Origin of the sequence: Streptomyces virginiae, from assembly GCF_040638905.1 — a bacterium.
Taxonomy (GTDB): Bacteria; Actinomycetota; Actinomycetes; order Streptomycetales; family Streptomycetaceae; genus Streptomyces; species Streptomyces virginiae_B.
The window spans coordinates 46,061-70,499 of record NZ_JBEZYV010000033.1; the positions used below are offsets into that span (position 1 = coordinate 46,061).

At 73.2% G+C, this 24,439-nt stretch carries 21 protein-coding genes and 1 pseudogene; 10 read left to right on the top strand and 12 right to left on the bottom strand.

The annotated features are described in order from the left end of the window. Positions 1–96: 96 nt before the first annotated feature. On the bottom strand, positions 97–1,311 hold the full coding sequence (locus tag AB0F82_RS31230) for a serine hydrolase domain-containing protein (RefSeq protein ID WP_362633520.1): 1,215 nt from the start codon (positions 1,309–1,311) through the stop codon (positions 97–99). Between the two features lie 175 nt (positions 1,312–1,486). On the opposite strand from AB0F82_RS31230, the gene AB0F82_RS31235 reads away from it, so the two are divergent. Together AB0F82_RS31235 and AB0F82_RS31240 are read left to right on the top strand one after the other, a co-directional pair. Continuing rightward, positions 1,487–2,065 (top strand): suppressor of fused domain protein, encoded by a 579-nt coding sequence (locus AB0F82_RS31235; RefSeq protein ID WP_362633523.1) that lies wholly within the window; start codon positions 1,487–1,489, stop codon positions 2,063–2,065. A gap of 72 nt (positions 2,066–2,137) precedes the next feature. Then, positions 2,138–2,503 (top strand): annotated as a pseudogene (locus AB0F82_RS31240) (cation:proton antiporter domain-containing protein); the annotation flags it as partial. A gap of 170 nt (positions 2,504–2,673) precedes the next feature. Here AB0F82_RS31240 and AB0F82_RS31245 read toward each other — a convergent pair. From AB0F82_RS31245 to AB0F82_RS31255, 3 genes are all read right to left on the bottom strand, one after another. Further along, positions 2,674–2,934 carry a hypothetical protein gene (locus AB0F82_RS31245; protein WP_362633526.1) on the bottom strand — a complete coding sequence of 87 codons (261 nt, stop codon included), beginning with the start codon at positions 2,932–2,934 and terminating at the stop codon, positions 2,674–2,676. 214 nt (positions 2,935–3,148) lie between these two features. Next, the gene (locus tag AB0F82_RS31250; RefSeq protein ID WP_362633529.1) at positions 3,149–4,450 is read right to left on the bottom strand and encodes an LCP family protein; all 1,302 of its coding nucleotides are present in this window, start codon (positions 4,448–4,450) and stop codon (positions 3,149–3,151) included. Between the two features lie 138 nt (positions 4,451–4,588). Next, the gene (locus AB0F82_RS31255; protein ID WP_362633532.1) at positions 4,589–5,266 is read right to left on the bottom strand and encodes a M15 family metallopeptidase; all 678 of its coding nucleotides are present in this window, start codon (positions 5,264–5,266) and stop codon (positions 4,589–4,591) included. Positions 5,267–5,491: 225 nt separating this feature from the next. Here AB0F82_RS31255 and AB0F82_RS31260 point away from each other — a divergent pair, with 225 nt between their 5' ends. After that, positions 5,492–5,875, top strand: a complete 384-nt coding sequence (locus AB0F82_RS31260; RefSeq protein WP_362633535.1) for a UBP-type zinc finger domain-containing protein — start codon at positions 5,492–5,494, stop codon at positions 5,873–5,875. Then, positions 5,872–6,369, top strand: a complete 498-nt coding sequence (locus tag AB0F82_RS31265) for a DUF427 domain-containing protein (RefSeq protein ID WP_362633538.1) — start codon at positions 5,872–5,874, stop codon at positions 6,367–6,369. The genes AB0F82_RS31260 and AB0F82_RS31265 overlap by 4 nt, the downstream gene beginning before the upstream one ends. 73 nt (positions 6,370–6,442) lie before the next feature. Here the strand turns inward: AB0F82_RS31265 and AB0F82_RS31270 are convergent, their stop codons facing one another. The 5 genes from AB0F82_RS31270 to AB0F82_RS31290 are packed head-to-tail and all read right to left on the bottom strand — an operon-like array spanning position 6,443 to position 13,863. After that, on the bottom strand, positions 6,443–8,953 hold the full coding sequence (locus AB0F82_RS31270) for an acyl-CoA reductase (RefSeq protein WP_362633575.1): 2,511 nt from the start codon (positions 8,951–8,953) through the stop codon (positions 6,443–6,445). 2 nt (positions 8,954–8,955) lie between these two features. Next, on the bottom strand, positions 8,956–10,104 hold the full coding sequence (locus AB0F82_RS31275; protein ID WP_362633578.1) for an acyl-protein synthase: 1,149 nt from the start codon (positions 10,102–10,104) through the stop codon (positions 8,956–8,958). Between the two features lie 5 nt (positions 10,105–10,109). After that, complete coding sequence (locus AB0F82_RS31280) at positions 10,110–11,258, bottom strand: GNAT family N-acetyltransferase (protein ID WP_362633541.1); 1,149 nt, start codon at positions 11,256–11,258, stop codon at positions 10,110–10,112. After that, complete coding sequence (locus tag AB0F82_RS31285; protein WP_362633544.1) at positions 11,255–12,577, bottom strand: MFS transporter; 1,323 nt, start codon at positions 12,575–12,577, stop codon at positions 11,255–11,257. The genes AB0F82_RS31280 and AB0F82_RS31285 overlap by 4 nt, the downstream gene beginning before the upstream one ends. Continuing rightward, on the bottom strand, positions 12,574–13,863 hold the full coding sequence (locus tag AB0F82_RS31290; RefSeq protein ID WP_362633546.1) for a phenylacetate--CoA ligase family protein: 1,290 nt from the start codon (positions 13,861–13,863) through the stop codon (positions 12,574–12,576). Before AB0F82_RS31290 ends, AB0F82_RS31285 begins: the two co-directional genes overlap by 4 nt. Positions 13,864–14,497: 634 nt before the next feature. On the opposite strand from AB0F82_RS31290, the gene AB0F82_RS31295 reads away from it, so the two are divergent. Continuing rightward, a complete protein-coding gene (locus tag AB0F82_RS31295) occupies positions 14,498–17,281 on the top strand; it encodes a glycoside hydrolase family 2 protein (RefSeq protein ID WP_362633549.1) in 2,784 nt (927 codons plus the stop codon). A 6-nt stretch (positions 17,282–17,287) separates the two neighbouring features. Here the strand turns inward: AB0F82_RS31295 and AB0F82_RS31300 are convergent, their stop codons facing one another. After that, positions 17,288–17,881 (bottom strand): NAD(P)H-dependent oxidoreductase, encoded by a 594-nt coding sequence (locus tag AB0F82_RS31300; protein ID WP_362633552.1) that lies wholly within the window; start codon positions 17,879–17,881, stop codon positions 17,288–17,290. A gap of 457 nt (positions 17,882–18,338) precedes the next feature. Here AB0F82_RS31300 and AB0F82_RS31305 point away from each other — a divergent pair, with 457 nt between their 5' ends. Both AB0F82_RS31305 and AB0F82_RS31310 read left to right on the top strand, forming a co-directional pair. After that, entirely contained in the window at positions 18,339–19,205 is an 867-nt protein-coding gene (locus AB0F82_RS31305; protein WP_362633555.1) for an NAD(P)H-binding protein, read from the top strand. A gap of 36 nt (positions 19,206–19,241) precedes the next feature. Beyond that, complete coding sequence (locus tag AB0F82_RS31310; RefSeq protein ID WP_362633557.1) at positions 19,242–20,270, top strand: AraC family transcriptional regulator; 1,029 nt, start codon at positions 19,242–19,244, stop codon at positions 20,268–20,270. On the opposite strand, the gene AB0F82_RS31315 is transcribed toward AB0F82_RS31310, so the two are convergent. Then, positions 20,236–20,751 (bottom strand): GNAT family N-acetyltransferase, encoded by a 516-nt coding sequence (locus AB0F82_RS31315; RefSeq protein WP_362633581.1) that lies wholly within the window; start codon positions 20,749–20,751, stop codon positions 20,236–20,238. The genes AB0F82_RS31310 and AB0F82_RS31315 overlap by 35 nt on opposite strands. 170 nt (positions 20,752–20,921) lie before the next feature. On the opposite strand from AB0F82_RS31315, the gene AB0F82_RS31320 reads away from it, so the two are divergent. From AB0F82_RS31320 to AB0F82_RS31330, 3 genes are all read left to right on the top strand, one after another. Next, positions 20,922–22,160: a tryptophan 2,3-dioxygenase family protein gene (locus tag AB0F82_RS31320; RefSeq protein WP_362633559.1), complete on the top strand. Its 1,239-nt coding sequence runs from the start codon at positions 20,922–20,924 to the stop codon at positions 22,158–22,160. Positions 22,161–22,455: 295 nt separating this feature from the next. Continuing rightward, entirely contained in the window at positions 22,456–22,731 is a 276-nt protein-coding gene (locus AB0F82_RS31325; protein WP_362633562.1) for a hypothetical protein, read from the top strand. A 132-nt stretch (positions 22,732–22,863) separates the two neighbouring features. Beyond that, the gene (locus AB0F82_RS31330; RefSeq protein ID WP_362633564.1) at positions 22,864–23,691 is read left to right on the top strand and encodes an alpha/beta fold hydrolase; all 828 of its coding nucleotides are present in this window, start codon (positions 22,864–22,866) and stop codon (positions 23,689–23,691) included. Positions 23,692–23,710: 19 nt separating this feature from the next. Here the strand turns inward: AB0F82_RS31330 and AB0F82_RS31335 are convergent, their stop codons facing one another. Then, positions 23,711–24,214 carry a hypothetical protein gene (locus AB0F82_RS31335; protein WP_362633567.1) on the bottom strand — a complete coding sequence of 168 codons (504 nt, stop codon included), beginning with the start codon at positions 24,212–24,214 and terminating at the stop codon, positions 23,711–23,713. Between the last annotated feature and the right edge of the window lie 225 nt (positions 24,215–24,439).

Genomic DNA, 24,439 nt, shown 5'->3' on the forward strand with positions numbered 1-24,439 from the left:
GAGAGCCAGGCGTGAGATGCGAACGGTCCGGCACAGCAGTCGGGTTGGGGGTGCGGTGGGCCCTCCCCGTGGTGGAAGCGCCCACCCCCCGACCCGTCAGTTGCCGAAGGCGGCGCGTGACAGCCGCAGGGACACTGGCGGGGCTCCGTCGACGGGAGCGCCCGAGGTCCCCGTCGAGTACACCGCGCGACGGCTGAGGTCGCGGGACGCGAAGACGCCGCTGCGGTAGCCCGGATCGGAGCCCGTCTTGCCCCACAGGACCGTGCCGTCGGGCAGCGGCACGGACATGAGGCCGACGCTGTAGCAGGCGGTGCCCCTGCCGGGGCCGGTGTTGCAGTTGGAGCCGTCGGCGTACGGGAGCGGCTTGCCGTCGGCGCCCTTCGGCACGGTGAACAGCTCGGCGGCCTGTGCCGGACGCAGCAGACGGCCGTCGAACAGGCCGGAGATGAAGCGGTCCAGGTCGCCCGTGGTGGACGTCATGCTGGCGGGAAGCCCGCCCTGCACGTTCACGTCCACGGGGGTGCCGTCGCCCTGCGACAGGTAGCCGGGCAGGTACGGCCGGGGCACGGGCCTGCTGCGCCCCGGCGCGACGGGCCTGGTCTGCGACATCTTCAGCGGCTTCAGGATGCGGGTGGTCACCTCGTCCTGGTACGGGTTCCCGGTGATCTCCTCGATGAGCTTGCCGGCGACGCGGTAGCCGAAGGAGTTGTACTCCTGCCGGGTGCCGGGGCTGAAATGCGGACCAGGAGCCGGCCTGCCCTCGGGGCGGAGGGTCTGCCGGATCACCTCGTCGAAGGTGAGGTAGTCGTGGCGGCGCTCGATCTCCTCGTCCGGGGAGGCCCCGGGGGCACCCTCGAAGTCATGGGGCAGGCCGCTGGTGTGGTTGAGCAACTGCCGTACGCTGACCGGCTCCTTGAACCGGTCCTCCGGAAGCAGCCCGGGCAGGTAGTGCTGGACGCTCTGGTCCAGGTCTATCCGCCCCTCGGCGGACAACTGGAGGAGGATCACCGCCTCCATGGGTTTGGTGATGCTGCCGATACGGAAGTGTGCGTCGGGGCTGATGTGTTTGCCAGTGACGACATCGCCGGAAGTGCCCCGCCACGCCTGCCCGTTCTTGTGCACCTCGGCCACGACACCTGAGGCGTGGTCGTCCGGGCGTATGGTGATCGCCTCGCGCAGCGCCGCCCGGTCCAGACCGCCCGATGCACTGGTGGCACCGGTCCTGGCGGTGGCGGCGGTCGCGGCCGGCAAGGGGGCGACGACCCCGAAGGCCACGGCGGCGGTCAGGAACAGCGCGGAGGAACGGCGCACGGGAAACACTCCAACGGGAAGGCGGTGATCGACTTACCCGAGTCTGTCCGTCCGCTCCGCCCCCTTCGACGGGGTTCCCCCCGACCCGACCCCGAACACACCCTGACCCCACCTCAGGGACCCACCCCGGAGCCGCCGGAACCCCCGGAGCCCCCGTGTCTGGGATGATCACGCGGTGAGCGAAGCGAGGCTGTCGGCCGTCGACGCCGTCGAGGCCCATGTCCGGACCTACTTCGAGGGCCACCCCGTCGAGGCCGTCGACCCGGACCTCGGTCCCGAACGCCGGGACGTCGTCCCCGGCCTACGGGTCCTCGTCGTGGGGCCCGGCCCGCGCGGCGGCGCCTGGGCCTACGTCACCGCCGGATGCTGGGCCGCGGCGCAGGAGGACGGCCACGGCCCGGAGTTCGTCATGACCGCCGGCGTCCGCGACCGGCGGTTCATCGACCTCATGGCGATGATCGCGTACTACCACTGCGGGGGTCACCGGCTCGGCCTGGGGCACAGCATGCCCATCGGTGAGCCGTGGACGCCGGGTTCGAGCTGTGACCACCTGCTCGTCAGCCTTCCGTATCCGTACGGACCCGAGCTCGAACACTGTCGGGTGCCCGGAGGGCACGTCCGGGTGCTGTGGACGCTGCCGGTGACGAGCGCCGAGATCGAGTTCCGCAGGCGCCACGGGCACGAGGCGCTGGAGCGGCTCTTCGACGAAGCGGGGACCGTTCCCACGGACCCGTACCGGGCCTCCGTCGCGTGAGGACGGGGCGGTCAGGGTTCGATGAGGCCGACGCGGATGGCGTAGCGCGTGAGCTCCGGGCGGTCGCGCAGGCTGTTCGTCGCCGTCCGTTACGGCCGGCTCATCTCCCGCTTCGTCTCCAGCGACGATCCGGAGAAGCTGCTGCTCGTCGTCCTCGGTCTGACGCTGCTCGTGGCGGGCATCGCCCAGCAGCTCCAGGTCTCCGCCGCCGTAGGGGCGTTCCTGGTCGGGATCGCCCTGTCCGGAGAGGTCGCCGAGGGCACCCACACGCTGCTCAGCCCGTTGCGCGACCTGTTCGCCGCCGTGTTCTTCGTGTTCTTCGGCCTGCACACCGACCCGGCGAGCATCCCGCCCGTCCTGCTGCCCGCCCTCGCGCTCGCGCTGGTCACCACCGGTACGAAGATCGCCACCAGCTACTGGGCCGCCCGGCGGGCGGGCCAATGGTCGATCGGGCCGGACAGGGGAGCGGCGCCAGACGGAGCGAGCCCGGCATGATCGGCGAGACACCCCTACGGCGTGTCCGCGGGTCCCCGCCGGCGGGGCGGCCGACGCCACTGTGCGCACAATCCCCAGGTCGTGTCCGCAGGAACCTCCGCCGCCGTCCCGTCTCACGGCAGCCGTTCACGGTCCCGGCCGGGCGCGCCCGAGCGGATCACCGCCACCGCGGCCGCGATCAGGCCGGCCGCGAGGAGCAGGCCGTGGGGCAGGACGGCGCCGGCGACGGCCGCGGCGAGGGCGGCGGTCAGGGCGAGCGCCAGAAGGGCCCCCGGCCGGCCGGGCCGGACCCTGCCGGGTGAGCGCCCGCAGCGCCGTCGGCCGTGGGCGCGCGTGGCCCGTACGACGTGGGTCTCATCGTCCCGGTGGGGCATCGCCGCTCCTCTCGTGCCCGTGCGTGCACCTCCCACCGAAGGGCCTCAGTACGGACAACACCGTCACCTGCACGTCCCGTTGGGGCCGGGGGCGGAAGGGGGAGCGCTCACGCACCGGCGCTGCACCGCCCGCAGCAGGGGTGCTCCTTGACCCCACCGTCACCCGGGGTCCGGCCCCGCACATCGGGGCCGGCACCCCTCTCCCGAGCCCGCGTCACGACCGTCCCGCCGGCGCCGCTGCCGGTGGCTCGGCGCAGCGCAGGCTGTCGCCGGTCACGGGAGCGCCGTCGGCGATGTTGCGGTCGTAGGTGACCGTCTTGACCGGCACGGGTTCCGTGCCGACGGTGACGTCGAAGAGCGCGTCGTGGCCGGGAACGGCCTCCAGCCGGGAGCCGGGCAGCGCGGCTGCGAGGGTCGCCGCGTGCTCCTTCTGGCCCGGGGCGTACCGGATGACGGGCGGGCCCGCAGGTCGCGCGAGCGGCGCGGTCGGGGAGGTGTCGGTGACGACGAAGCCGTTCCGGCTCAGGGCCGCGGCCACGGTGGCGTCGTCCACACGGACCGCGATGGCCGCGGGGTCGGTCGCTGCCGGAATCTCGGGGACGGGCTGGATCCGCGTGTCGCCGGTGATCGGACGGTCCGCGCCCAGGGCCTCCCACAACGCGGCGGACCGGGCCTCGTGCCACACGAGGGTGGACCCCACGCCCGGCACGCGGTGGTCGAAGAGCCGGATCGGTACCGTGGCGAACTCGGTCCGGTCCGCGCGCAGCCGGCCGAGCGCCCAGCCGATGCGGATCAGGTCGGCCGGGCCCGTCCGTTCGCCGGTGCGCACGGTCTTCAGCAGGGTGCGGACGGTCCGCGCCGTGCGCAGCGGGCTGGCCAGGGCTCCCTCGACGGTGAGGCGGGCCAGCAGGTCGTTGACCACGCGCTGCTGTCGGCGGACGCGGCCCAGGTCGCCGGGCCGGAGGTTGACGTGCCGGGCCCGGACGTAGCGCAGTGTCCGGTTGCCGTCGGTGTGGTGCCGGCCGGCCCCGATGTCCAGGCCGGAGTTCTCGTCCGTCAGCGGCCGGTCCGTGCACACGGTCGCGCCGCCGAGGTTGTCCACGGTCCGCTCGAATCCGGTGAAACCGGTCTCCAGGTAGTGGTCGACGTGGAGTCCGGTGGCCTTCTCGACGGTGGCGACCGTGAGCGGGCCGCCGCCGAGGGCGAACGCACCGTTGATCTTGCCGCTGCGCGCGGGGACGGCGGTACCGGCGTATTCGACGTAGGAGTCGCGCGGGATGGAGACGACGCTCGCCCGGTGCCCGTCCTCGGACAGGTGCACGAGCATCATGACGTCGGTGCAGTTGCACCCTTTCCCGCCCACGTGGAGCCGGTTCTTCTCGGCGGTCGAGAGCCCCGCGCGGCTGTCGATGCCCACGACCAGGATGTTCGTGCCCCGGCCGGCGCCCGCCGCGGCCGCCGTCTGGGCCGATACGGCCTGCGGGCCGACGAGGGCGCCGCAGGAGAGGGCGGTCACGCAGGCGAGAGCAACGGCGAGTCGGCGCAACGCGAATCCCCTAAACAGGACGAATCATCTCAAATCGTGACTTTAGGGGTCGCTGGGGGAGTGGCCGTCGTGTACACGCCGGTGTCACCCGCGCGGCGGGCCCGGTGCTCACTCGCCGTTGGCGGAGAAATGCTGGTAGTCCCGGTTGGCCCAGCGGCCGCCCCATTGCCAGCCCACCTCGCGGAAGGCGGCGGAGACCGCGTCGTCCCGGTGGATCTGCCCCGGGCGCACCGGGGAGCGTCGCAGGTGGGCGCGGGCGTTCGGCGGGTGGACGACCCCGCGGATGTCGACGTACGGATTCTCGACGGGGTTGATGTCGACGGCGTCGCCCCACGCGTGCTGTGACAGGCGCCGGGGATCGCCGGTGACCGGGCGGCAGTTGAAGGCCGAGGTGTTGTCGTCGGCCATGGCCGACGCGTCGTCGCGGTACTCGGCCATCACGCGCATACGGCGGATCGGGAACCGGGCCTCGAAGGCCCGCTCGAAGACGTGGAGGACGGGGCGGACGGCGTTCTCGTTGACGACCATCTCGCCCATGTGGGTGCGGCCGTCGAAGCCCCGGTGGTTCATCCGGATCAGTCGCAGCCGCTCCGGCGGAACCGGGCAGCCCACCCGGTAGGAGGCGCCCAGCTTCTCCTGTGGCACGGGCGTCACCCGTGCGGTGAACCGGGCCGGCGGCTCGGGCGGCCCGACCGGCGCCCGCGGTGGAGCGGCCTGCGTGGAACAGGCCAGTGCGGCCGCGCAGAGAGCGGTCGTCACGGCCGCGGCCGCGGTGGTGTGGCGCACGGGACAAAGGCTACGGCGATCGCCGAGGCCGGGCATGCCGGGCTCGGCCGCGCGGGAGCGGTCGAAAGGCACCGGGCCCTAACGGGTCCCTCCCGGACGCCCGGGAGTCCGGGCGCTTCGGGTGGCGCTCGGCGCTGCATCCGTTCGGCCCGCCCGGGCCGAAGAAGGGGCGAGACGAGGCGTCCGCGAGCGGCGGACGCGGTCCGGCAGCGGAGCGGAGGCCCGATGGGAGGACCGGAGAAGTGGCAGGTCGCGCCCGACGCGGGGCGTCCGGACGGACGCGCCTGCGCGCATCTCGACCTCCTGGAGGACTGGAGGCCGGCCCCGGCCGCATCGCCCGCCGCGTGCCAGGGGTGCCTGGTGCGCGGGCTGCCCCGGGTGAGGCTGCGCCAATGCGTGACCTGCGGGTACGTCGGATGCTGCGACAGCTCCAGGGGCCGCCACGCCTACGGTCACCATGTGGAGAGCGGGCACCCGGTCGCCGTGTCGCTCGCAGCGGACGAGGACTGGGCCTGGTGCTTCCCCGACGAGGTCTTCCTTGTCCGCGTCGGAGGCGACGTGGCGGATCCGCCCGCCGGACGAGGACCGCACCCACGGGAGGCCCAATGAGCACGCACGACGCGGAACCGCCCAGGACCGAATCGGTGTGGGACTATCCGCGCCCGCCCCGGATCGAGCCCGACGCACGGCACGTGCTGGTACGGCACGCGGGCGTGGTCCTGGCCGACTCCCGCCACTGCCTGCGCGTGCTGGAGACCAGCCATCCGCCGGTCTTCTACGTTCCGCGGGCCGATGTGCGCACGGACCTCCTCCGCGCCTCGGCGAACCGGAGCGTGTGCGAGTGGAAGGGCACGGCCACCTACTGGACCCTCGGCCCGGAGCCCGGCCTCCCGCCCGGGCCCGACATCGCGTGGAGCTACGAGACGCCTCGCCCGGCCTACGCGCCGATCGCCGGCCATCTCGCGTTCCGCGCCGACCGGGTGGAGGCCTGCACGGTGGACGGAGAGCCGGTGCGGGCCCAGCAGGGCGGCTTCTACGGCGGGTGGATCACGCACGAGATCACCGGCCCCTTCAAGGGGGAGCCCGGCAGCCGGGGCTGGTGAAACGACCCGCCCCGGCACCGGCGGGCGGCCCGGAAGGCCGGGGACCGCCGGCCGGGCGCCCTACGACGTACCGCTATCGGCGGGCGTCCACCACCGCGAGGAGCTTGCCGCTGGTCGGGCTGCGGTCCAGCGAGGCGCCGTCGACGGCCTCCACCACCAGGTCCAGCAGCCGCTCCGCCACCGCCGACCGCAGCTCCGGGTATCCCGCCAGGAAGACGTCCCGCAGCCGCTCCGGATCCGTCGCCGCGCCGCGTTCCACCCGTACGGTCAGCCGCTCGCGCGCGTCCGTGGCGTCGAGCCGGATCTGCAGCTCGCCCCGGTGCCCCCCGGGTTTCCCGGCCAGGTCCAGGAACCGCCGGTGGTTGAGGAAGTACGTCGCCACCCGCATCACGTCACCCGTGCGGCCCCGCAGTTCGAAGCGAGGCGCGTGCCGGCCGCACGGACAGCGGCCCGGGACCTCCCTGCCGAGGTCGCCGATGACGTACCGGCCCAGGTCCTGGCCGCGCCGGGCGTGCGTGGTGAAGACCAGCCGGCCCGTCTCGCCCGGCGCCACCGGCCGGTCCTCGGCCAGGTCCAGGACCTCCATGGTGTGCAGGTCGGCGTGCAGGTGGTGGACGCCGCCGGAACTCTCCGTGCACTGGTAGCCCAACGGGCCGAGGTCCGTGCTGCCGTAGGTGATCGAGCGGATCACCTCGATGCCGAAGGTGTCCTTCAGCGTCCGCTGCTGCTCCGCCGTGAAGTGCTCGCCGCCGTAGAACACCTTGCGCAGCCCGCCGTACGCACGCAGGGCATCCGCCTCCGCATGCAGCAGCTGCCACAGGTAGGAGGGCATCCCGAACAGGGTGTCGGCCCCGTGGTCGATCAGCGCCTGAGCCGTGGCCCGGTGGTCGGGGCCGGCCGACAGCGGCAGCTGCACCCCGCCGAGCCGCTCCAGTACGGAGAAGAAGCTGATGAAGCTGCCGTACATGGCGCCGCAGTAGAACAGGTTGGCCGTGCGGTCCCCGACCGGGTCGTAGCCGGCCGCGAGCAGGCCGCGGGCGGCGGCGTGCATCTGCGTGTCGTAGTCGTCGTAGCTGAAGACCGACAGCGCGGGCGCGCCGGTGCTGCCGCCACTGCGGAAGTACAGCTCGGCATCGGCGCGCGCCACCCGGCGGCCCGGCTCCTGCACGTCCTCCTTGCCCAGCAACGGGCCCGCGGGCGGCGGCAGGACCACGCGCCTGGCCAGGTCGTCCAGGCAGGCGGTGGTGGCGAAGAGCGCGGGGTCGGCCTGGACCGCGACGCGGCGGCTGTAGCGCTGGAGGGCGTACACGCCGTCGTGCGGCTCACCCGCGTAGCTCTCCAGCATGGCCCCGACGGGCGTCACACGGGTGACGCCGGCGGCCAGCGCCGTGCGCGACAGCTCGGCGATGTCGGTCCGGCTGCCCGCGAGGCCCGCCGTCTGCAGGTAGCGGCGCATCGGGCGCAGGGTGGCGATCATCCGCTTCCGCGGCAGAGGCTTGACCCAGACGCTGCGGTGCAGCGGCGAGGCGGTGAGCGGGGACCGGGTGTCGGCCATGACCCGCCACGAGCCGTCGGGCGCGGTGAACACCCGGGTGAGACCGAGGTGTTCCTCCAGCCGGGCCACCAGCTCGGTGGTCGTCAGCTCCGCCTCCTGTGCCGGATCCGGGCCGAGCGCGGACACGGCGCCCACCGCCGGCGGCCGGGCCGCGAGCACGGCGGCGAACCGCTCGGCGAAGGCGAACACCTCAGCCTCGTCCTCGGTGTCTAGGTACACCACCTGGGGGCTGGAACAGGCCTGCTGCTCGTGCAGGCACACGTCGTCCGCGAGCGCCCCCAGCGTCACGGCATCCGACCAGGCGTCACGCGTCAGGTACGCGAAGGAGATCCGGTGCCCCCACTCCACCAGCCGGCAGCCGGCCGGCACATGGGCGGCCACGCCCTCCACGGCGCCTTCCCCGCCCCACACGGCGACGGCGTCCGCGGGCGCGCACATCAGGCGCAGCCACTCCTGCCGGGACGACGGGAACCGCAGGACGACGATTCGCGCGGCCAGCGCGCCACTGGGGTCCAGGGCCGCCAGCTCGGCCATCAGGTGCTGGGTGAGCAGGGTGTCGGCGCTGCTCGTCCTGAGGATGTTGACGTTGCCCGCGAGCAGGCCCTCGACGATGCTCAGCGGTGCCACCGTCGCCGCGTTGCCCGGGGCGATGTGGGCGACCAGGCCGACCGGCGCCCACGCCTCGTAGACCGTTTCGCGCGGATCGGCCCGGTTCAGCCGGCCCGGAGCCGCGCCGCCCAGCTCCCGGCGCAGCTTGCGGGTCAGCTCGCGCCGGCCGAGGAGGGTGCCGAGCTCGGCCAGCACCGCCGGGTCCTCGCCCTCCGGAAGGTGCGCGGCGAGCCGGCCGTGTACGGGGTGGGCCGGGTCGCACAGCGCGCCGGCGAGGGCGTCGCAGGCGGCCAGGACGGTCTCGGTCTCCAGGTCCGTCGCCAGCGCGGCCTCGACGGCGGCCGGCAGCTCCGCGAGGCGTCGCCCCGCCTCCTCGTCGCCGATGAAGGAACCCTGCCAGTAGTGGTGGTGCACGCTCATGGTCACGCCATTCCCTTCATCAGTTCCGCCGCGGCCACGGCGCAGCTCCGGTTGCGGCTCACCCCGGCACGGCCGTGGACGGTGAACCAGGGGGTCTCCAGCTCGCACCCGCAGGCCTCGCCCGGCCGGAGCGAGGCGAGGTCGCCCATGACCACGCTCTGCGCCGGCACCGAGGTGATGTACGGCGACACGAGGTGCAGGTAGCCGCGCTCCCCGTACGGCAGGGGCTCGAGGGTCCGGGTGGAGCGGATCGTCACCCGCGACCAGACGGGGGCGTGCAGCCGGTGGTGGTCGCACTCGATGTACGGGATGCAGTGCTCCACCGACCCGAAGGTGTCCCGGATCCGCTCACCCGGGATGCCGAGCTGCTCGGTGACGCGTGCGTAGAGCTCCTCCTTCTCGATGCGCCGGTCGGCGTGGCCCTTCCAGCCGCCGCCGAGGACGACCAGCGAGCCCTCGGGCAGGCGCAGCGGCGCCATCCCCATGGCCCGCATCCGCTCCAGGGTGAAGAAGAGGAAGGCGGGGAAGCCGAGGATGCGGACCGGGGCGTCCTCCCGTTCGAAGCGGCGCAGCGCGGCGACGCAGCCGAAGGGGTCGAACTCGTGGTCGCCGCCGGTGTTGCGCAGCGCGTACTCGACACTGCGCGCCGGGGCGAAATCACACAGGTAGTTGTCGGTGAAGGCGGTGCCCAGGTTCAGGGACGGGGCCGGCTCGTAGCTGTAGAGGAGGTAGTTGACCTCCTGGTCCGGGGTGATCCAGCCGTTGCGCTCGAAGATCCGGGCGACCATGCGCTGGGCGGAGCGGATGGTCCAGTGGTCGAAGAACATCTGCGACTTCTGGCCGGTGGTGCCGGAGGAGGTCAGGTGCAGCTCGACGTCCTCACGCGGGACGGAGAGCACCTCGTGGCGCTTGAAGAAGTTCGCGTGGACGAGCGGCGTACGGTACGGCTCCGCCGGGGGAGTGGCCTCGTACAGGGAGCGGAAGAACGGGGAGCGTTCCGTGTGCCAGGCGTTGGTCTCCGCCATGGCGGCGGCGAACAGCTCGTCCACCGCGGGCCCGTGGGCATAGGGGTCGGTCAGGTCGCACAGCTGTTGTACGTGCGGCAGGAGGGTCGGGTCGGGGACGGCGACCGGCGCGAGATGGGGGTTCATGCGGTTCATGGGGCAACCTCGGATGGTGTGGGCAGGTGCGCCGACGCCCAGGCCGACGCGTAACAGTCCAGGTAGGGCTGGAGGGGCGGTTCGACGGCGACGCCGCGGAAGTCGATCCGCTCGCTGGAGCGGGACAGGACGGCGTAGTCGTGGAAGCCGTCGCCGTCCGCGCGCATCGCCGGGTAGAGGGCTCCGGCGACGAACCCATGGGCCAGGAAGGCGGAGAGGGCCTCCTGGTGGGCGAGCGGCACCAGGGCCTCCACGTAGCCGGCGCCCGCGCGGGCGAGGGCCCGGGTGACGGGTTCGAGGTGGGCGGCCGCGGCGGCCGGGTCGGGATGGGCGGACAGCAGGGAGCAGTAGCCGCCGGCGCGGTTGAGGTAGGCGTAGACCTCGAACCGGCCGTCTTCCGGCGTGAGCAGCACGTTGGGGGTGTGCAGCGGGTAGAACCAGCCCTCCGCGCCCGGGAAGCGCTCGCGGAAGCGGCGGCGCACGAACGCCGGAGCCTCGATCAACTCCAACTGTTCGGGGGTCCCTTGCGGCGCGGGCGTCGCCGGTGGCCGGCCGGAGGCGGCCCGCACCCCCGGGTAGCCGATGCCGAGGGCCGCTCCGGCCGTGCGCAGCAACGGCATGAGCACGGCCGGCACTTCGGCGACGGGCACCCTGCGGTCGAGCACACCGGGGGAGTGACGCGCGTAGAGCGCGAGGCTCTCGCGGCTGCTGAGGTCCACCGCGTTGGGCAGGATGCCGAGCGGACGGAAGCCGTTGCGCGCGACGACCCGCTGCGGACCGGAGCCGACGGTGCGGACGGTCGCATACACAGAGTCCAGCCGGCCGGTGTCCAGCATCTCGGCGCAGAGCGCCTCGGTCAGGGCGGCGGCCAGCCCCGCCGAGCGGTGCTCGGGGTGCACGGCGATGCCCTCCAGCCGGGCGATGCGGCTGCCGGCCTCGCCGTGGATGGCGGCGGACGCGGCCAGGGCTCCGGTGACGGGGCAGCGGGCTACGAGCCACAGGGAGTGCGGGTCGGCCATGAGCCGGGCCATCTCGGCCGGGTCCGTGCCGAGGGCGACGGGGTAGTGCGGGCCGTAGACGGCGTAGTAGAGCTGCCGCAGTTCGGCGATGTCCGTGCTGGTGGCCGGGGTGATGACGGGGTTCACCGGGCGCCTCCCACGGTCTCCGGCTCTGTCGTGGGCGCCGGGGGCGCCGGGGATGCCGGGGGTGCCGGGGGCGCCGGCTCCACCGAGGGCGCCGGTTCGGGCGTACGGGAGCCCAGCAGAGCCAGCGCGAAGGCGGCGGGCAGCAGGCCGGCGCCCTGCACCAGGCACAGCGTCTGCGGGGAGAGGAGGTCGCCCGCGGAGCCGAAGACCAGGGACGCCACCGGCAGGGAGGCGCCCAGTACGGCCTGCATCACGGCGAAGAAGCCGGGCTTGTCGGCGGTGGGCACCAGCCGCTGGAAGAGCGCCACGAAGCGGACGCTGACGGCCCCGGCACACCAGCCGGCCACCGCCAGGCAGCCAGCGACGGCCGGGCGGTGCGCGAAGAGGCCGGGCAGCGCCAGTGCGAGGGCCATCAGGCCCAGGCAGTAGGCACCGGCGACCGTGGGCCGCCCCGGCACTCGGGTGCCGGTGAAGGCGCCGACGAGGGCGCCCGCCCCCAGCGAGGCCTCCAGCAGGGCGACCGTGCCGCCGCCCCCTCCGAGGACGGAGCGGGTGTAGAGGGGGATGACGACGAACACGGCGGCGGTGAAGAGGTTCGCCGCGGTGAAGCAGACCAGGATCCGCCGTACGTAGGGCAGTTCCCCGAGGATGTGGCGCAGCGGTCGCTGCGCCGGCGGTGCGTCCGAGCAGGCCGCGGACGGCGCGGGGCTGCGGAAGCGCGCGCTCGCGACGAGGAGGGCGGCCCCGGCGTACGCGGCCGCGCAGCCGGCGGCCAGTCCGGCCACACCGGCCCGGTCGACGGTCAGGGCGCCGAGGAGTGCTCCTCCGAGGCCCGCCAGGGACTGGGTGGACAGCTCGAATCCGGTCGCGGTCTCGATGTCGGCGTCGTCGACGAGTTCGGGCACCGAGGTGGTCAGACAGGGGTCGAAGAACGCCTGGCAGGTGGCCAGGGCCAGAGCGGCGGCGTAGACCCCGGCGAGCGGCGGTCCGCCGCCGTGCGCCCACACCGCGAGGGCGCCCGCGGTGGCGGCGGCCAGGCCGGCCGCGCTCCGCAGCACCGAGCGGTGGGCGAACCGGCCCACGGCTCCGGCCACCACGGGAGCCAGCACCACGGCGGGCAGCGTGCAGGCGGCCATGAAGAGCCCGGAGGCCAGACCGCGGGCGTCGCGCACGGCGTAGGCCACGATCCACCAGGACACGCCCACCTGGAACATGCGCACGGCGGCCTGGGTGAGGACCTGACCCAGCCAGACGGCGGCGAAGGCGCGGTTGCGCAGGATCAGCGGGGTGCGCCGGACACCGGGGGTGGGGGCGGTCATGCCGTCGGCCTCTCGTCGAGGACCCGGACGAGCTTGCCCGAACGCGGGTTGACGGCCAGGTCCCGGTGGCGGGCCCACTCCACGGACAGGGGGTGCACGAACCCGGCGCGCACGCTGTCGGGGTACAGCGGGCGTACGGTCTCCAGCTCCGCCACGACGGCTCGGGCGAGGGTCTCCCGCCGGTCCGCGGTACGTTCCTCGGCGCGTTCGTCGCCTCCGGGGGCGGTTGCCAGCCGAAGGACGAGCCCGTCGCGGCCCTCCCAGCGGCGGACGACGAGCTGCATGCCGACGACCTCCCCGGCGGTGTCGGCCGAGGCCACGGCGTCCTGGGCGTCCTGCGTGTAGAGGGATACGGGCCCCACGCGCACGCCTTCCTCGGCGCGTCCGAGGATCCGGAAGTGCCCCGGCCCGGTGCCCGTCCACTCGGCCCGGTCGCCGGCGGGGTAGCGGATGATCGGCATCAGGCGGCGGAACAGGCTCGTGACGACGACCCGGCCGGGGCGCCCCGGTTCGGTGATGGGCTCGTCCGTGGAGTCGTCGAGGATCTCGACGACCGAGTGCGGCGTGAAGGCCCGGTGCACCCGGGCGTCTGCGCCGGGCACGGGACGGCCCAGCAGGCCGGCGTCGACGCTGGCGTAGCCGACGGAACGGGCCTCGGCGCCGGGGAAGGCCGTGGCCAGCAGGCGCCGCTGGTCGTCGAAGAGCGCCTCGCCGCCGAAGAGGAGCAGCTCGACGGAGTCGAGCCGGACGCCGGACGCGAGGACCTGTTCGGCGAGTCGGCACAGGGTGGTGGGCGTGCCGGCCAGAACCTGGGCGGCGAGGTCGCGCAGCGTGGGGATCGTCGACTCCAGCGGGGCGCCTCCGCCGATGGGCAGGCGGACGTTGTCCACGGGCGCGTGGGCGAGCGAGTCGAGGACGAAGAGGAAGCTGGCGTACAGCTCCCCGGCGTAGAACAGGTCGGCGACGCGGTGTCCCGGGCGCAACCCCGTGTCCACGAGGCCCTGCCCGAAGGTGGTGACGAAGGTGCGCCACTCGTCCCGGGTGTAGACGGAGAACTTGGGGGACCCCGTGGTGCCGCCGGTCTTGTAGACCGTGGCTTCGCTGAGCGGGCCGGTCAGCACGCGGCTGTCGTGCAGGGTGTTGGCCGCCCAGAAGGACTTCTGGTCGACCACCGGAAGGTCGGTGAGACGGCCGGCGTCCGGTGGCAGGGACGCGTAGAGGTCCCGGTAGAAGGGCGAGTTGTGACGGGCGAAACGTATGAGGTCCGAGAGTTGCTGGGCGGACATGGGCCTTTGCCTAGGTGACGGAAGTGGGACGGGAGCCGCCACGGCGGGGCTCGGCGAGTCGATGAACTCGCCTGCTGCATCTGCCGGTACGGAACGGGGGACCCCCCGGCGCCCCCGCCTCCTCGACGCACGTCGAAAGCTGACGTGCAGTCATGATGATGAAACATCAGTGCGCAAGTCACCAAATTGAGCGAAGATTCCAGGCCATTGTGGCAACATTCAACAATTCTTGCGGCCCGGATCGCTGTCCGCATCAGCCCGGGCGGGCGAGCGAGTCCCGACCCCCAGGGCTCAGGGTGCCCACTCGCCCGGCTGCTGGAGCGCCGGCATCGTTTGGTACGACGTCGACACCGCCGCACGCACGTGCACCTACTCCGGCGCAGGCGGCGAGTCCTGCACCGAGGACTACCCGGCCCTCGTGCTCCCCTGAGCGGAGCCGGCGACGTGCCGGAAGAGGTTCCACGCTCCCCGGGCTGTCGCCGCCGTGCGGGGCCGCGCCCGTGGCAGACTCGGTGCCCTCCGGCCCGGCCGCCGTGTGACGGGCGGGCCGTCCCACCCCGATGAGCAGCCCCACGGATCGGCCGCGCCCGCCGTCGGCCGCGCGTGATCCCGGGCCCGTCCCGCGGGAGGCCCCGTGCTCAGCCGCCTCACCCACCGCCACCGCCGCGCGAGGACCGTCGCCCTCGCCGTGGCAGGCCTGGCCCTCGTCCTCACCGCGGGCACCGCCGGCGCTGCGCCTCCCGCCGCCCGGCACACAGGGGCGACACCTACGGTGGCCGCGACGACCGTCGTGCCCGCCGAACCCGGCAGCGAGACCCCGCTCTCCGGCTACGCCGTCCAGTCCACCGCGAAGGTCGCCGACACGGCCGAAACCGTCTCCAGCCCCGGCTACACCGCCACCGGCTGGTACCCCGCCGGGCCCCGTTCCACCGTCCTCGCGGCACTGCTCGCAGCCGGCGTCCACCCCGACCCGTTCCACTCCACCCAGCAGGAGCTGATCCCCGCCGCGGACTTCTCCGTGCCCTGGTGGTACCGCTCCGACTTCACCGTCGCCGACACGACCGCCCGTACCCATCTGGACTTCAGCGGCGTGATCTCCGCGGCCGACGTCTTCGTCAACGGTCGCCGGATCGCCACCACGAGTTCTGTCGCCGGCGCGTACACCCGGCACGAGTTCGACGTCACCGCCCTCATCAGGCCCGGCACCAACACGGTCGCCTTCCGGATCCAGCCCAACAACCCGCGCAAGTACCTCACCATGGGCTGGCTCGACTGGCTGCAACCGCCCCCGGACGAGAACATGGGCATCGTCCGCGACGTCACCGTCCGCCGCGCCGGACCGGTCGCCCTGCGCGACGCGCACGTCGTCCCCGCCCTGGCCATGCCGTCCATGGCCACGGCCGACCTGACCGTCAAGGCCCGGCTGCGCAACGACTCCGACGCCACCGTCACCACGACCCTGTCCGGCACGGTGAGCCCGAGCCCAGGCCAGGGCCCGGGCCAGGGCCGGGACGCCGAGGCCGCCTTCGCCCGCAGCGTCACCCTCGCACCCCACGAGAGCAGAACGGTCGCCTTCTCACCCGCCGAACACCCCGCGCTGCGGTTGAAGTCGCCCCGCGTGTGGTGGCCGGCCCACATGGGCGGTCAGCCGATGTACGAGCTCGCCCTGACCGCCCTGACCGCCGGCACCCCCTCCGACACGGCCCACCAGGCCTTCGGCATCCGCGACGTACGAGCGCCCCTCAACGCGGACGGCGCCCGCCAGTACGAGGTCAACGGCCGTCCGCTGCTCGTCAAGGGGGCCGGCTGGTCCCCCGACGAGTTCCTGCGCCGGGACCCGACCTACGCCGAGGACCGCCTCAAGTACGCCCTCGACCTGGGCCTGAACACCCTGCGCCTGGAAGGCCACATCGAGCCCGACGAGTTCTTCGACCTCGCCGACCGGTACGGCGTCCTCACCCTCCCCGGCTGGGAGTGCTGCACCAAATGGGAGGCCGAGTCCAACCGCGACGGCGCCGGGGAGCGGTGGTCCGCCGCAGACCACTCGATCGCCCGCGCCTCCATGGCCGCCGAAGCCGCCCGCCTGCGTCACCACCCCGGTGTGATCTCCTTCCTGATCGGCAGCGACGCCGCCCCGAACGAGGAGATCGAGCGCGGGTACCTCGACGCGCTGAAGGCCGCCGACTGGAACGCCCCGGTGATCCCCGCGGCGTCGGACACCTCCTCCCCGGTCAGCGGCCGCTCCGGGATGAAGATGACCGGACCGTACGACTGGGTCCCGCCGGGCTACTGGTACGACAAGCGCGAGGGCGGAGCGAGCGGCTTCAACTCCGAGACCAGCGCCGGCCCGGACGTCCCCACCCTCGACACACTGCGCCGCATGATGACCCCGGCCGAGCTCGAAACCCTGTGGAAGGACCCGGCCGCCGTCCAGTACCACCGCTCCCCGTCCGCCACCTTCGACACGCTCGAGCTGTACGACACCGCCCTCACCGCCCGCTACGGCGCCCCCGCGAGCCTGGAGGACTACGTACGCAAGGCGCAGCTCGCCCAGTACGAGAACGTGCGCGCCCAGTTCGAGGCGTACGCCCGCAACGCCAAGGACCCCTCGGACCCGTCGACCGGCGTCATCTACTGGATGTTCAACAGCGGCTGGACCTCGCTCCACTGGCAGCTGGTGGACCGCTACCTCGACCAGGGCGGTGCCTACTTCGGCGCGAAGAAGGCGAACGAGCCCCTGCACGTGCAGTACGGGTACGACGACCACTCCGTGGCGGTCGTCAACAACCGGCCGGCACCGGCCTCCGGGCTGACGGCCCAGGTGACGCTCTTCGCCCCCGACGGCACGGAGAAGTACGACCGGACGGTGACCGGCCTGAGCGTCGCGGGCGGCGGCGCGAGCAGCACCGCGCTGACGCTCCCCGAGTCGGTACCCGGCCTGCCCACCACCTACCTGGCCAGGCTGCTGCTCACCGACGCCGCAGGACGGGAGGTGAGCCGCAACGTCTACTGGCTGTCCACCGTCGCGGACGTCCTCGACTACGAGCGCAGCGACTGGTTCCACACGCCCACCACGTCCTACGCCGACCTGCGCGGGCTGGACTCCATGGCGGTCACGGCGGTCACGGCGGCGGCGTCGACGACGGCGGATGCGGCGTCGGGGACGTCCACGACGACCGTGACCCTGCGCCGGGCGGGCACCGGCGCCACTCCGGCGCTGCTCACGGACGTCCACCTCGTGCGGCCGTCGGGAGAACCAGTGCTCCCCGTGCGGTGGAACGACAACCAGGTCAGCCTGTGGCCGGGGGAGTCGGCCACCCTGACGGCGACGTACCGGACGGCGGATCTGCGCGGATCGGCCCCGCGGCTGAGGGTCTCCGGCTGGAACACCCCCACCGTCACCGTACCGGCGGCCTGACAGCGGTCAGGTCGTCAGCGCGGCGGCCTCCCGACGGGCCTGCCGGAGCCAGTTCAGGCGCGTCTCGTCGGTCGAGTCGGTGACGGTGCGGAAGACGACCCGCCGCACGTCGGCCACTCCCACGTACGGCAGCACGCACGCCGCCCAGATCCGCTGCAGGGGGTCACCGAACTCGTTCTCCTCACGTTCGCCCGGGGTGTCGGAGGTGTTCAGCACGAGCGCCCGGCCGGCCCTCAGCAGCCCCGCGGGCTCCCCGTCCGCGCTGCCCAGCTTGTAGGCGACGCCGGGCACCAGGACGCGCTGCACCCAGCCCGTCAGGACGGCCGGCGGCATGCCCCACCAGTTCGGGTGGACGAACACCACGGCATCCAGCGCGGCCACCTCCCGCCGGTGCAGGGCCACGTGAGCATCGTCGGCGCTCGGGGCGGAGGAGACGGTGCCCGTCTCCTCGGCGGACAGCACCGGCGGAAATCCTTCGGCGCACAGATCGTGCGCCACCACCTGACACCCCCGCCCCCGCAGCTCGTCCACGACGGCGTCGAACACCGAATGGTTGAAACTGCCCGCACGCGGATGGGCGAGATACACCCCGACACGCATGATCCGTCCCCCTTGGTCGACTTGAGCCGTCGGACATGGTCCGCGAGCGCCGACGATCGCCCGTCAGTACTCGCCGGCGTCCATGCCCACCAGTGTGCTGCCATCAGAGGCGTGGCGGGCGGTGAGGGCCACGGTTTCTGCGAGGGCCTGCCCGAGGCCGTCCCCCGGCTGTTGCGATGGCGGGCGTCGAGGTCGAGGACGGTGGTCATCGGCACGGCGTACGGCTTGGGCGCGCCCTTGAGACGGCCGGAGCAGACGGCCCGCACGGTGACGCGGTCCCCCTCGACGCGGATGGCCCGGACGGTGACGTGGACGTTGGCCATGAGGGAGCCGGCGGTAGGCGGCCTCGGCCGCCGGGCGGACCGTCTCCGGACGACGGGGCAGGGCTGGACGCTCGCGTATGCGGATGAGTGTTTCGGCTATGTTGCGTCTCGTCCCGCTCGACTTGACTGAGGTCATGACGAAGACGACGAAGAACGAGACGCAGACCACCGACCGGACCAACGACCAAGCCGTCACCCTCGTCATCGGGGGCAACGGCAAGACCGGCCGCAAGGTCGCCGAGAAGCTGACCGCCCGGGGCCGGGCCGTCCGGATCGGCTCCCGCAGCGGGGAGCCGGCCTTCGACTGGAACGAGCCCGGCACCTGGCTTCCGGCCCTCGAGGGCGTCGACCGGGTGTACGTGACCTACTATCCCGACCTCGCCTTCCCCGGCGCCCCCGAGCAGGTGGGAGCCTTCGCCGAGGCGGCGGTCGCCGCCGGCGCACGCCGGCTCGTGCTGCTGTCCGGCCGGGGCGAGAAGGCCGCGCAGCTCAGCGAGGAGAAGCTGAAGGCCTCCGGGGCCGACTGGACGGTCGTACGGGCGAGTTGGTTCAACCAGAACTTCGACGAGAGCTTCTTCCTGGAGCCGGTGCTGGCAGGTGTGATCGCCCTGCCGACCGCGGACGCGGTCGAGGCGTTCGTCGACACCGGGGACATCGCCGACGTGGTGGTGGCCGCACTGACCGACGACCGGCACACCGGCAGGACGTACGAGCTGTCGGGCCCGCGCCTCATGAGCTTCGCCGACGTCGCGGCCGAGCTGTCGAAGGCCACCGGCAGGGAGATCGCCTACGTTCCGGTCTCGGACGAGGCCTACCGTGCCGAGCTGCGCGAGCACGGCCTGCCGGAGGACTTCGCCGAGTTGTTCACCCTCATCCTGGACGGACGCAACGCGCACCTGGTGCACGGGGTCGAGGAGGTCCTCGGCCGGGCACCCAGGGACTTCGCGGACTTCGCACGGGAGGCCGCGGCCACCGGGGTGTGGGACGCCCCGTCCTCCTGAGCACACGCCGCCCCCGCCCGCGGAGAAGATGTACGCATGGACATGTTGACCGGTCTGCTCGAAGGCCCCCAGGCCCGCGGTGCCTTCCTCCTCAAGTCCGTCCTGAACCCGCCCTGGGCCATGCGGATCGAGGACCGGGCTCCGCTGTCGGTGGCGACGATGGTGCGAGGCTCGGCATGGCTGCTGCCCGACGGCGGGGGCGACCCGGTGCTCATCACCCCGGGCGACGTGGCGGTGGTGCGCGGGCCCGACCCGTACACGGTGGCCGACGCCCCGGGCACGCCGGTACAGGTGACGGTGGGGCCGGACCAGCGGTGCAGCACGCCGGAGGGCGAGGACGTCACCGATTCCATGGCGCTCGGCGTACGGACCTGGGGGGCAGCGCACCAGCACGCCGGTTCGGCGGTGATGCTCAGCGGCACCTACCAGGCGCCGAGCGAGATCGGCCGGCGGCTGCTGGGCGCACTGCCGAAGATCCTGGTCAGACCGGCGAAGGCGGCCGACGCGACGCTGATCGGCCTGCTCGCCTCCGAGATCTCGAGCGAGGAGCCGGGCCAGGAGGTCGTGCTGGACCGGCTGTTGGACCTGCTGCTCATCGGGGTGCTGCGCGCGTGGCCCTCGGCGGCGGATTCGGGCGCGCCCGCCTGGTTCCGGGCCCAGAGCGATCCGGTGGTCGGACCGGCGCTGCGGCTGCTGCACGAGAGCCCGGCGCACGGGTGGACCGTGGAGGAGCTGGCCGTACGGGTGGGGGTGTCACGGGCGTCGTTGGCACGCCGGTTCAGGGAAGTGATGGGGGAGCCGCCGGTCGGCTATCTGACGGGCTGGCGGCTGGCGTTGGCGGCGGACATGCTGCGCGAGCCCGATGCCACGGTCGAGAGGGTGGCCCGCCGGGTCGGGTACGGCAGCGCGTTCGCACTGTCCGCGGCGTTCAAGCGGGTCCGGGGGATGAGCCCGCAGGCGTACCGTGCGGGCGCGTCCGGGACCGGGTCCGACGCCGAACTGGCGCCGGGACCCGGCGGCACGGTCGTCCTCAGCCCGCCTGCGGTGCGGTCGCGTCGAGGGTGAGTACGCCGACGCGCTGGCCACCGCTGAGTTCGCCGGTGGGGGTGAACCCGAGGCCGAGGTAGAAGGGTTCGGGGCTGCCGGGGCCGATGTGCCAGCTGACGTGGGCCCGCTGGTGGGTGCCGCGGCGCCGGATCTCCTCGATGACGGCGTGAACGGCGAAGCGGCCGTAGCCCTTGCCCTGGCGGCCGGCGTCGATGTTCAGGCGCCAGATTCCGCTGCGCCGGTCGCCCGGGTCGCTCGCCGGGTCCCAGGCGATGTCGTGGAAGGCCATCACGAAGCCGACGACGTCGTCACCGTCGACGACGGCCCGCGGCCAGGCGCTGGCGGGGTGGACGTACGCCTCGGCCAGGGACTTGACCACGGGGGACACCAGATGCCCCTGGTCGGGGCGTACTTGTACGGCGCACACCGCGTCGAAGTTGTCGGCGGTGACGGGCTCCAGCCGCAGGGTCCGCTGCGGCGGGACGAGCGGGACGATCATGTCGGGCATGACTGCACCCTAAGGGCTGCCGGGCGCTGCTCCCGCTGCTGTCAAGACACGAATTCCCGAGACATGACCCGCGGTCCCTCCGTGCTGTCTGGTGGAGGTCGGTGCCACCGCCGCACAGCGCCGGCACGGCACAGGCACGGGCACGGGAGAGGTGAGTGGCGATGGCTCCTCAGGACACGCGGTGCGCGTCGACGCTCCGGTCGGAGAGACGCTGGACGGCCGCCGACCAGGTGCCGGTGGAATCCGACGGTCTCGCCCTGGCCCGGTCCGTCAACGGCCACGTGCGGCGGACGGGAAAGCATTTCCTGCCGAAACGCATGCTGATGCGCCTGAGCGCAATACGCCATCGTGATGCTGCGAGGCTCCCGTTTCTCCATGCCTTTCTCGATTGTGTTCTGGATAAACACGAAGACCGTTTCTGGAATCGCACCTACCTTTCGCTGCCGGTTCTCGAGCTCCTCCTGGACGAAAGGAATCCCGCGACGAGCGCGGAGCGGATGTCCACCTTGCTCATGGCCGACGTGGTCCGCTTCGAGATCGGGGCGGCGGGCGGTTCGCGTGAGGGCCCGGGCCGGGGCCGGCCGGACGTGGAGACGGTGCGAACGCGGCTGCGGCACGCCTTGCGGTTCGTGGCCCAGGGTGTCGGCGGACCCCAGGCCGTAGACCTGCCGTCACGCCTGGACGGCACTTCGCGGTCCCGGCTGGAGGAACTCGCAGAGTGCCTGCCGCGGCTGCCGGAGGCGGACGCCTGGTCGTGGTTCGACGTGACCGTCCAACCGGTCTACGTACTGCATGACGAGTACTTCTTCATCCGTGTCCTCCAATGCCATGAAATGCTCTTCACCGCGATCGCGGAGCATGTGAAATCGGCCGTCTCCGCCCTCCGGGAACGGCGTCCGGACAAATGTGCCGATCGAATAGACGACGCGGTCGCGATGTTCGAGCGAGCCGCCGGACTGTTCCGTACCGTCGCCACGATGCGGGCGGAGCACTTCTCCACCTTCCGCCAATACACCCAGGGCGCCAGCGCCATCCAGTCCGAGCAGTACAAACGATTCGAGAGCCTCTGTGGCGTGCCGCCCGCTCCGCGCCTGCACTCGGCGGCCTTCACGAGCGTTCCCGCCGTCCGGGCCGAGGCGCAGGACCCCGGCCACGACACCGTCACCCGCGCCTACCTCGACCTCCGCCGCGCAGGAGGGCCCGGCGGGGCGGCGTGGGGCCGCCTCGACGCCGCGCTCGGCCGGCTGGAGAGCAGGCATCAGCGGTGGAAGTCGGCCCATCGCGGCCTCGCCGCGCGCATGCTCGGCGACGCGCACGGTTCCGGGTACACCGACGGCGTTGCGTACCTGACCGATGCCCTGGAGAACCGGCTGTTCCGGCAACTGCCCCTGACCCTCTGAGCGGCGCGTGCCCAGGGTATGCGGGAGGCCGGCCAGGAGCCGCTCCCGTGACCCGTACGAAGTGGTCGTCGTCGGCGATGACCGGGTGAAGCCGACCGCGGGCTCACCTCCCGTTTCGCAGGCCGGACGCGCATCGAGGACGGATCGTCGCCGATCACTCCCCTGAAGTGCTCGCCGACCGACCGCCCCGGCCCCGGGGTGCCCGCCCCCCGCTCCCGAGCGACAATTCCGCCTGCACCCGGGCTGGGCCGTACGCCGGGGTGACGTGGCCGGGGCGTCGGGCGTTGGTGTGGGCATGGACGACGTACTGGACCTGCTGGACGCACTGCTCGACGGCGTCACGGAGCCGCGCCTGAAGCTGATCAGCGCCGACGAGGCGCGGGCACTGATGGTGCTCCTGGGGGTGCTCGAGGACGAAGCGCAGCCCGAGGAGATCCGCCGGGCAGCCGGCGACATGCGCTACCGCATCAGCACCCGGCTGGCCGAGGGAGTGTCGTCTCCGCCAGTGCGCCCGCGAGGTCATCGTCAGCGTCCCCCACTGACGCGCGCACCCGGCGTTCCCGGACCGTAGGCGGCCAGGGCCGCGCGAGGGATGCCGCGGCCGCCTTCAGGAGCGGGGACGATGCGGTGGTTCACATCGGGCGGAGAGGAATGCGGCGATCCCCGAGGTGTGGAAACCGGACGGGCGGAAAGACGCTTCACCATGGGGCCGCCTGAAATGTGGCCGGTCGTGGAGGGCCGGTTCCGCCATCGCGGGGCCGAGCTGGTGTACGACGAAACCGGCACGGGACCCTTGGCGGTGTACGCGCACGGCGGCTTCGTCAGCCAGGCCGTCGAGCAGCGCATGGACCTTTTCGACTGGGCGCCGGTCCTCCGGGCGGGCCGTCGCCTGGTCCGCTACGACGCACGCGCGCACGGCCGCTCCACCGGCCGGCCCGTCGATGAGGACTACACCTACGCCTCACTCGCCGACGACCTCCTCGGCCTGCTCGACCACCTGGGTGCCGCGCAGCCCGTCGACGCGATCGGCACGTCGATGGGCTGCGGCACCTGTCTGCACGCCGCCGTCCGGGCGCCGGACCGCTTCTCCCGGCTGGTGCTGCTCCTCCCGCCGACCGCCTGGGCGACCCGGGAGGCGTATGCACGGGCCAATCGGACCGCCGCCGACACCATCGAGCGGGAAGGCGCGGACGGCTGGCTCGCCGGCCGGGAGCAGGCCCACCGTCCCGCCGTCGTCGCGGATGTCCCCGAGTTCCGGCCCACACCGCCGGAGCCGATCCTGCCTGCCGTCCTGCGCGGCCTGGCCCGCTCCGACCTGCCCCCGCCGGCCGCGCTCGCCGCCCTCCGCTGCCCGGCCTTGATCATGACCTGGGTGGACGATCCCGGCCATCCCGTGTCCACGGCGGCCGCCCTGGCCGACTGCCTGCCCGGGGCCGAACTCCACTTCTCACCCACCCGCGCCGACGTACGGGCCTGGGGGTTGCGCATCGCGGACTTCCTCACCGGCGCGCACGCTCGACACGATCCCTGACGCGGCCACAGCAGCTGACCTAGCCCAGGGCGGCGTTCTCGTGGTCCAGCAGGTCCAGCAGCAGCGTGCGGTGGAGGGCCGCGACCGGTTCGAGCAGGTCGGGGTGGCGCAGCAGGGGCGCGGCGTCATTCTCGTGGTCGCCGGGCCGGGTGAGACGGAGGACGTCACCTGCCTGGCTGGGATCGACGAGGTGGTGGGCGTCGACGGCGAGGGCGGGGGAGGCGAGGAAGCAAGCGGCCCAGCTGACGGCGGTTTCGTCCACCCAGGTCCGCCAGTCGGCGTCGGCGTCGGCGCCGTGATCCGCGCCGGTCAGCCAGTCCAGCCGGGCGCTTCCGCCCGGGCCGAGGAGGTGCAGGAGCTGTACGTCGAGCGGGGTGGGGTACCGCAGGGCGGCGGCCAGGGTGACGGCCTGCCGGGCCTGGGCCTCGGCGAGGGCGCGGCTGTACGCGCCCGGGGCGGGTGGGAAGGCGGTCAGCAGCCAGCGGGTGCCGGCGGCTATGACGGGTGTGAGATCGGCGGACATGGCGGCATCCTCGGGGGGCGTGCTCGCCCTGGCCCGTGCCGGGTCCGCGAGCTGCGGCGCGAAGCTGCGCCGCTCCGCTCGTGGTCGGTCAGGGTAGCCCGAAGCGCCGGGTGTGCGGCATGACGCACGTCACTGTCCGCCCAGGGGCGGCGGGCCCGCACATTCCGGCTGCGGCCCGAGGACTTCGGCGAGATCCGGCACCACGGCGGCATCTCCCCCGCCTGG